Origin of the sequence: Plesiomonas sp. (assembly GCF_051650925.1) — a bacterium.
GTDB lineage: Bacteria > Pseudomonadota > Gammaproteobacteria > Enterobacterales > CAMTGL01 > Plesiomonas.
In genome coordinates, this window is the sequence record NZ_JBOFRH010000136.1 from 1 (window position 1) to 8102 (window position 8102).

The window sequence follows — 8102 nt, forward strand, 5'->3', positions numbered from 1 at the left end:
CACATCCGGCCTCACAAGGCTATGTACAGATGCTGGGTGTCTTTATGGATACTATCGTTATCTGTACGGCAACTGCGGCGATTATTCTGACTTCTGGCACGCTGGAAACGGCGCAGGGCATGAGCGGTATTGATCTGACTCAGCGCGCGCTCTCTACCGCTGTTGGTGATTGGGGTGCAATTTTCATCGCTGTTGCGGTGTTCTTTTTTGCCTTTACCTCAATCATTGCTAACTATGCATATGCGGAAACCAACTTAGTTTTTCTTGAGCATAAGAGCACGACCGGTTTAGCACTGTTCCGCTGTTTAGTGTTGGGTATGGTTGCTTTTGGTACGCTGGCTGATTTACCAATGGTCTGGGCAATGGCTGATATCTCAATGGGAATGATGGCGCTGACCAACCTGATTGCTATCTTACTGCTTTCAGGCACCGCGATTAAGCTGGCAAAAGATTATAATGAGCAACTTGACTCAGGAAAGCTGCCGGTCTTTGATGTCCGCAAGTATCCTGAGCTGCACAGCCAGTTAGAGCCGGGAATTTGGGATGATCCTGAAGCCCTGAAAAAAATGGCCGAGTAATTATCGGTTAATGCTTTGGTCAACATCAGGGGCTGCAGAGCAGTACCCTGATTGGCTGCTCTACCACTGAAAAGCCACGCCAGTGTTGCCTGCAACCTGAGCGTGGCTTTTTGCTGTCTGAACGCGATAAACTGCAGATTCTGTGAATACGTTACCTTCGGTGTTTACTGCGGGCATCTGTTTTTTTAATGTCTGTTTTTAATGTTTGGCCGACAACAACCATAAGGATACGGCAGTTATGCTGACAGTTATTTCTCCGGCAAAAACGCTTGATTACACATCTGAACTTGCCACTGAACGTTACAGCCAGCCACAACTGTTGCAAGATTCTAGCGCGCTGATTAGCTTGTGCCGTGACCTTACACCGGCACAAATTGGCTCATTGATGAAGATCAGTGATGCACTAGCAGGCCTAAACGCGGCGCGCTTTGCCGAATGGCAGCCTGATTTTACGCCAGAAAATGCCCGCCCAGCACTATTGGCATTTAAGGGTGATGTCTACACCGGTTTACAGGCTGAGAGTTTTTCAGAGGCTGACTTTGATACTGCGCAGCAACATTTGCGTATTTTATCGGGATTATACGGAGTATTGCGCCCACTGGATTTGATGCAACCTTATCGGTTAGAGATGGGCACAAAACTGGCTAATCCGGCTGGTAAAGATCTGTATCAGTTTTGGGGAAGCCGTATTACCGAATCATTAAATCAGGCGTTAATTGATCAGGGCGATAATATTCTGATTAACCTTGCATCTGATGAATATTTTAAAGCCGTTAAACTGCGTGAGCTTCATGCGACTGTGATTAAACCGGTCTTTTTAGATCAAAAAAATGGGCAGTATAAAGTTATCAGTTTTTATGCAAAGAAAGCCCGTGGGTTAATGAGCCGTTATATTATTCAGCAACAATTAACAGCACCGGAGCAACTGCTTGATTTTGCGCTGGATGGATATTACTACTCAGAAGCTGACTCTACGGCAACTGTGCCAGTGTTTAAACGTGAACATCAAAATTAATCACGGCTAAAACGGATGGTGACACACTTAAACATGCTTTATTACAAGGGTACATTGGCAATAGCGCTAATATTAAACAGTATCGATATATAACGATCAACGAATTAATGTTGAACATAGGTTGAGTACTATATGAATATTCTTGCTGTTCCGGGAAAAATGCCTGCGACTAAAACATGGATTAATCAGGTTGTGCATGCCGCTGAGATACCTAATTTGCAATTGACCACGCATTCGTTACTTGCATGGCAACATCCGGCGGCAGAGTTTAATGTGGCTGCAGAAGTGGAGCATGTACCTTCCGGTGAGTTTGATACCGTGGTTGCTAAATCGATTGGTACGTTAATTACACTGCGGGCACTGGATAAACTGAAAGTGAAAAATATCGTTTTTATCGGTATTGCACTCTCTTTGTACTCTGATGCCGATAAAGCAACGCTGCGTGAACTTTCAGAAAATGATCAGGTTAATTTATTGATTATTCAGCAGGATAGTGATCCGTTCGGACACTTCTCGGTGGTTCAACAGGCGGTAAATAGCCAGCGTTGCCAATGCATCGAGGTGCAGGGTGATGATCACCTGTATTCCGATGTTTCCGAACTGGGTACGCTTATCTCTGCGTGGTTATCCTCAAAATAGCATTGTGGTTAATGATTTGATTTTCTGGCGGAGTATTCCGCCAGAAAATACTAAGATATTCTATCAAGATAGTTTTATTTATATTACGAACAATTAATCTATTCATCATCAAGCGAGTCATTATCAGAGCAATAATACAAAACTTATGATTGGCTAAACTCATTTAATGCTTGCATAGCTTGCTGCGCCTGTGATTTTGGTACGAAAATATGGTCATGGTAATAGGCGGCAACAACATTCGCACTAATATTATAATCAGCGAGTTTTCCGGCGACAGCCGCTGTTAAGCCTACTGCATCTAGGCTTGAGTGTATGGTTAACGTAATCATATTAAATACAGATGAATAAGAGAGCGCTAATGTGTCGGCATGTTGTTGCAATAATATTGCCGTTATTCCCTCTTGCTCAGTAAATAGGCCTTGTGGCTGATATGCCAATATATCTGGCAAAGCTGATTTTACAACAGTAACAAAGACATAGTCACCGGTGTTGAGTGCTGGTTGCATATTTTTAAGTAAAATAGCTAAATGAGTTTCACCGTAATTCTCTTTTTCCTTATTCATTATCTCTTCCTTTGTCGTCACTATTTTTAATAAATATATCAGAACAAAATGATTTTTGAATGGCAGTAATACATTTTTGGTGAGATGAGATGAGATGAGATGAGATGAGATGAGATGGCGATAAGAAACGGAGGTATTTCTTTTGTTATTTTTACTCCGGTGTTTTTCTTACGCTTACTTTTTCGCTTATTAGTCTTGCCATACAAATTTAATGCAGGAATCACCTACCAAAATAAAAAAAAGCCCATATTGGGCTTTTTTATGACAGTTCATGCACTGTGACGATTAATCGTCGTAATCGTCATCTGCAGCACGTTTAGCCGCTTGTTCGCGTTTGTGCGCAGCTTTAGCCGCCGCGTCCTGCTTATGCTTGGCTTCTACGTTTGCTTCATTGCTGGCTGCACGACGCTTACCGATATTCTTTTTATCCCGATGACGGATTTTAGTTTTCTCGGTGTCTTTTTGTTCCAACTTGTCAGCACGTTTCTTTTTGATACGCTCTTTTTGCTTTTTCGATGGACCACGGCGACCTTCATGCTTCGGCGCTTTGGTGCTCGGGCGTAGCTCATCAATCACTCGGTATTTAAGCGGATCATCGATATAACGGGTAATTTTACCCAGCAGATCAAAATCATGCGCTTCAACCAATGAGATGGCAGTACCTTTACGGCCCATACGACCGGTACGGCCAATACGGTGTAAATAGGCATCTGCAGTGCGTGGCATGTCAAAGTTGAACACATGGCTGACATCATCAATGTCGATACCACGTGAAGCGACATCGGTTGCAACCAGTACGCTGATTTCGCCATTTTTTAGCTTATCAATTGCACGGGTACGCTGAGTTTGCGCCATTTCACCTTCAAGGAAACCGGCCACAATACCGTGCTTATGCAGAGCATCAACCAGCTCACGAACACGTTCACGCTTACGCACAAATACAATGGTACGGGTGACATCTTCTTGCTTGAGCAAGTGTGCCAGTTGCGCAGTTTTGTGTTCTACATCATCAGAACGGTAGTACCACTGCAGGATCTTCTTGCGCTCACGACGGCTCGGTTCGGCTTCAATCTTAATCGGATCATTGAGCAGACGGTCAGCAAAGTCGGTCAGCAAATCACCTTCAAGCGTCGCAGAGAACAAGAAGGTCTGCTTACGCCAGCGGGTTTCTGCTGCGATTTTCTCAGCATCCTGACCAAAGCCCATTTGCAGCAGGCGGTCGGCTTCGTCAAAGATCAGAATTTCAACAGCGCGGCAATCAAAGTTCTCTTCTTTGATGTACTGCAACAGACGTCCTGGGGTGGCAACCACGATGTCCTGATTTTGGCTGAACACTTCAGCATGGTTCAAATAGGCAACGCCACCAGTAATGGTTGCAATGGCCAAATTGGTGTGTGCTGCCAGCTCACGCGCTTGATCAGCCACTTGCATTGCCAGCTCACGTGTTGGAGCAAGCACCAGTACACGCGGTGTACCCGGTTTTCTGCGCGGGTAATCCAGCAAATGCTGAATTGCAGGCAACAAGAACGCAGCGGTTTTACCCGTACCTGTCGGGGCTGACCCCATGACATCGCGCCCTTCCATGGCGGCTGGAATGGTCTCACTTTGAATGACAGTCGGGCGTTCGTAACCCTTATCTTTCAGTGCGGCCAGAAGACGTTTGTCGAGATCTAATTCTGTAAATTGTGTCGCTACCATGGTTCACCTCTTATGCGAGGGGGGGATTATAACCTTGCCGGCGTTTTGCTTCACGCCTCTTCACGCTTAATTGCATTTCGCCTATGCTTGGCAACCTTTTTGCGGAGAGATGCCATGTCTGATAAGCCACCCTTACTCAATAACAATGCTGAAATTACGCCCAAAAAAGCGACCAGCAATCTGGCGCGTAACGGGTTTACCTTCAAGCAGTTTTTTGTGGCACACGATCGCTGCGCCATGAAAGTCGGAACGGATGGGATCCTGCTGGGTGCGTGGTCGCCAATAAACGGCGCGGCAAAGATTCTGGATATCGGATCGGGAACCGGCCTGATAGCACTGATGTTAGCACAACGCACCCCTGCTGATACACAGATTACGGCAGTTGAGCTTGACAATACTGCGGCTGAGCAAGCGCAGGAGAATATTGCCGCCTCACCTTGGCAGCATAAAATCAGGTTATCTAACCAGTCTATTCAGCAATTTTCGCAGCATAATCTGTTGAAGTTTGATCTCGTTGTCTCTAATCCCCCCTATTTTGAGTCTGGCGTAGCCTGTCGTGATACTGCCAGAGATGCAGCACGTTATACCGATACACTCAGCCATGAAGTGCTGTTGCAGAGTGCGTGTCGGGTATTAGCCCCCACGGGCCGCGTGTGTCTGGTTTTGCCGTTTGATGTTGTTGAGCCTATATGCGCATTAGCGCAGAATTTTGGTCTGTTCTGCTATCAGGCCGTAGCTATTTTTAGTCGTGAAGGGAAAAAAGCACAACGTATTCTGCTGGAATTTGGATTTGTCAGACAAGATAGGCAGGATAAAAAACTGGTAATCAATGAGAAATCTGGAATTTATCACTGCGATTATCGCGATCTAACAAAAGATTTTTACCTTTTTTTCTGAGTGCATTGCGCTGTCAGTATCGATCATAGATGATGCTTTTTAGTGCAAGGTCTCCAGCGGGTTATTCTGATTAACAACTATTCAACCGCCATACAGGGCAATAAAGGCCCTGCTACCGCGCAGAATTTATCCTCTGTTTTTGCCCTAACATTTTCGCATTAACCGGATTTCATAACGTATAGCGCGTGTGAGCGTGTGGTTTACTCCGCCCGATTTGTTGCTTTTATACCGGTTATGTACTGACAGATATTGCTAAGTTAAGAGGTGTTGCCGTGAAACAAGCATTGAGATGGCAAGATGTAATGGGGTTGGGCATGATGACATTTGCCTTCTTTTTGGGTGCCGGAAATATTATTTTTCCTCCACTAGCAGGTCAGTTAGCCGGTGATCACTCTCTGTACGCCACCCTTGGATTTCTTGCCACTGCCGTTGGTCTTCCTCTGATTTCAATTATTGCCGTAGCGCGTGCCGGTGGTGGTTTGCCGGATATGACCCGTGATCTGCCAGCAGGGTTTGGTACATTTGCATCCGTTCTTCTGTTTATCGTGATTGGTCCGGCATTTGCCGCTCCACGTACCGGTTTGGTGGCGTATGAAATGGCCATGAAGCCCTATTTCAGCGCGCCTGATGGCACAACACAAATGCTGATGACGGCCGGATTTTTTGCACTGGCGATGATGCTGTCATGGAGCCGTGGTGCACTGATTGACAGTATTGGCAAGGTGATGACCCCGATACTATTCTTGTTGCTGGCGGTACTGGCGGTGGCCGTAGTAGTTGCTCCGCAAGGTGCGGTTGAGGCCGCACAGGGTGACTACATTCATTCACCGTTTACCAAAGGTTTCTTGGATGGTTATAACACCATGGATACCTTTGCCGCGCTGATGTTCGGTATGCTGATTGTGGATGTTATTCGCAGCAAAGGGATCACTGACAGCAAAGTCACCTGCAAATACCTGATTATTGCCGGTCTGATTGCGGCAGCGGGTTTGGCATTTGTCTATATTTCGCTGTTCCGTTTGGGCGCGACATCGGCATCGATTGCCGGTGGCTTGGATAATGGTGGGGCAATTTTTGCCGCCTATGTACAAGCGTTGTTTGGTCAACCGGGTCAGTGGATTTTATCTACAGTGGTGATTTTGGCTTGTATGACCACCGCTGTTGGCCTGATCAGTGCGTGTTCTGATTATTTCTCAAGCCTGACCTCGTTCTCGTATCGCCAGTGGGTTATTGCACTGGGTGTGACTTGTGCCGTGGTTGCTAACGTAGGTTTGAGTACGTTGATTAGCCTGTCAGTACCGGTGTTATATGCGCTGTATCCGCTGGCTGTTGGCTTGGTGATGCTGACCTTTGCCCGTCCGTGGTTAAAAAATCCGGCACTGGGTTACCGTTTGGTGCTGAGCGTAGCTCTGGTATTTAGCCTGATGGATGCCGCAGTTGCAGCAGGTGCAAACCTGTCGGTAATGAACTTCCTGCCACTGTTTGATAAGAGCATGGCATGGGTGTTACCAACATTGATTGCGCTGGCAATTGCACTGATGCTGCCAAGCCGTGAAAGTGAAGGTGAAGCACAAACAGCCTGATAACAGGTGGATGTTGTGTTCATTAAAAAGGCCATCTCATCGTGAATCTTAGTCGATCACAGTGAGGTGGCTTTTTGTTTATCTGTCAGAGTAGAGCTTCAATTTCCAGTAAAATCTGCCCGCTCCAGTCTGCAATTCTCTCATCACTAAGTTCATATTGATTCTCTTCATCAAGCGCTAGCCCGACAAACGCGCTGTTATCAGCAGTGAGAGCTTTAGACGCGGTAAAGGTATACCCATCGACCGGCCAGTAACCGATCAGTTGTGCGCCGCAGGCCAGTAATTTATCGTGTAATAACCCCATCGCATCAAGAAACCATTCACCGTAGCCTATTTGATCACCAAGGCCGTACAGTGCAATGATTTTTCCGGAGAGATCAAGATCATCCAGAGAATGCCAGATGGCATCCCAATCTTCTTGTAGCTCACCAAAATCCCACGTGGAGATCCCCAAAATCAGGACATCGTAATCGTGCATCTGCGTTAGCGGGGTCTCTTTTACATTGTGCAGTTCAACCAGTTCAGCGCCGATTGCATCACGGATTTTCTCTGCTGCCATTTCGGTGTAACAGGTGGTAGAGCCATAAAATAAGCCAAATTTCATGCCAGATATCCTGTGATAATGTAATCTCTGCCCAGTGTACCAGAAATCGTTATTATGCTGACTTTGGGCTTATTTTTGGCTGAGTGTCGATCTGTTTTTGGCTTGAATTCGTGTCTGATAACGTACCTAACTCGTGTTATTTTGCAGTACAAACATGGGGGAAATTAGACCGAATTAGCGGTAGCTGGGGTTATCCCACCCATAAATAACAATGTAAGGGGAGTGTGTGCAGCAAGATCAGCGATTAGTTGAACAATTTTTAGATGCGATGTGGTTAGAGCGAAATCTATCAGAGAATACGCTGGCCTCGTATCGGCACGATCTTGCGCAGCTCGTTGAAATGCTACAACGAGAGAACAGTTCACTGCTGAGCGCTTCAATTGATGAGCTGCAAGCCTTTATGGCCGAGCGGCTCGATAAAGGTTATAAAGCCAGCAGTTCTGCCCGTATGCTCAGTGCCATGCGCCGACTGTTTCAGTATCTGTATCGCGAAAAACAGCGCAGTGATGACCCGAGCGTTGCGCT

Annotated in this window: 9 protein-coding genes; 6 read left to right on the forward strand and 3 right to left on the reverse strand. The window is 46.2% G+C overall.

Annotation, left to right across the window (positions count from 1 at the left end; genetic code table 11):
* The 3 genes from ACRC27_RS03015 to ACRC27_RS03025 form a co-directional block, all read left to right on the forward strand.
* A partial coding sequence (locus tag ACRC27_RS03015; RefSeq protein ID WP_438639165.1) for an alanine:cation symporter family protein occupies positions 1–578 on the forward strand: 578 nt, incomplete at its 5' end.
* 238 nt (positions 579–816) lie between these two features.
* Positions 817–1593 (forward strand): peroxide stress protein YaaA, encoded by a 777-nt coding sequence (gene yaaA / locus ACRC27_RS03020; RefSeq protein WP_438630363.1) that lies wholly within the window; start codon positions 817–819, stop codon positions 1591–1593.
* 132 nt (positions 1594–1725) lie between these two features.
* Entirely contained in the window at positions 1726–2232 is a 507-nt protein-coding gene (locus ACRC27_RS03025) for an alpha/beta family hydrolase (RefSeq protein WP_438623524.1), read from the forward strand.
* 143 nt (positions 2233–2375) lie between these two features.
* Here ACRC27_RS03025 and ACRC27_RS03030 read toward each other — a convergent pair whose 3' ends face one another.
* Positions 2376–2795: an ACT domain-containing protein gene (locus ACRC27_RS03030; RefSeq protein ID WP_438630331.1), complete on the reverse strand. Its 420-nt coding sequence runs from the start codon at positions 2793–2795 to the stop codon at positions 2376–2378.
* A gap of 285 nt (positions 2796–3080) precedes the next feature.
* A complete protein-coding gene (gene srmB, locus ACRC27_RS03035) occupies positions 3081–4493 on the reverse strand; it encodes an ATP-dependent RNA helicase SrmB (protein ID WP_438623526.1) in 1413 nt (470 codons plus the stop codon).
* Between the two features lie 114 nt (positions 4494–4607).
* On the opposite strand from srmB, the gene ACRC27_RS03040 reads away from it, so the two are divergent.
* Positions 4608–5390, forward strand: a complete 783-nt coding sequence (locus ACRC27_RS03040) for a tRNA1(Val) (adenine(37)-N6)-methyltransferase (RefSeq protein WP_438623527.1) — start codon at positions 4608–4610, stop codon at positions 5388–5390.
* Between the two features lie 272 nt (positions 5391–5662).
* The gene (gene brnQ / locus ACRC27_RS03045; RefSeq protein ID WP_438639166.1) at positions 5663–6973 is read left to right on the forward strand and encodes a branched-chain amino acid transport system II carrier protein; all 1311 of its coding nucleotides are present in this window, start codon (positions 5663–5665) and stop codon (positions 6971–6973) included.
* Between the two features lie 85 nt (positions 6974–7058).
* Here the strand turns inward: brnQ and fldB are convergent, their stop codons facing one another.
* Positions 7059–7577, reverse strand: a complete 519-nt coding sequence (fldB, locus tag ACRC27_RS03050) for a flavodoxin FldB (RefSeq protein ID WP_438623529.1) — start codon at positions 7575–7577, stop codon at positions 7059–7061.
* Between the two features lie 268 nt (positions 7578–7845).
* Between fldB and ACRC27_RS03055 the strand changes: the two genes are divergently transcribed.
* The coding region (locus tag ACRC27_RS03055; protein ID WP_438639167.1) for a site-specific integrase at positions 7846–8102 on the forward strand (257 nt) is incomplete at its 3' end.

What these genes read in the sequence shown, in the direction of transcription:
- yaaA (WP_438630363.1), top strand. Translation starts at nt 817, where the DNA reads ATGCTGACAGTTATTTCTCCGGCAAAAACGCTTGATTACACATCTGAA.
- ACRC27_RS03040 (WP_438623527.1), top strand. Translation starts at nt 4,608, where the DNA reads ATGTCTGATAAGCCACCCTTACTCAATAACAATGCTGAAATTACGCCC.
- fldB (WP_438623529.1), bottom strand. Translation starts at nt 7,577, where the DNA reads ATGAAATTTGGCTTATTTTATGGCTCTACCACCTGTTACACCGAAATG.
- ACRC27_RS03025 (WP_438623524.1), top strand. Translation starts at nt 1,726, where the DNA reads ATGAATATTCTTGCTGTTCCGGGAAAAATGCCTGCGACTAAAACATGG.
- srmB (WP_438623526.1), bottom strand. Translation starts at nt 4,493, where the DNA reads ATGGTAGCGACACAATTTACAGAATTAGATCTCGACAAACGTCTTCTG.
- ACRC27_RS03030 (WP_438630331.1), bottom strand. Translation starts at nt 2,795, where the DNA reads ATGAATAAGGAAAAAGAGAATTACGGTGAAACTCATTTAGCTATTTTA.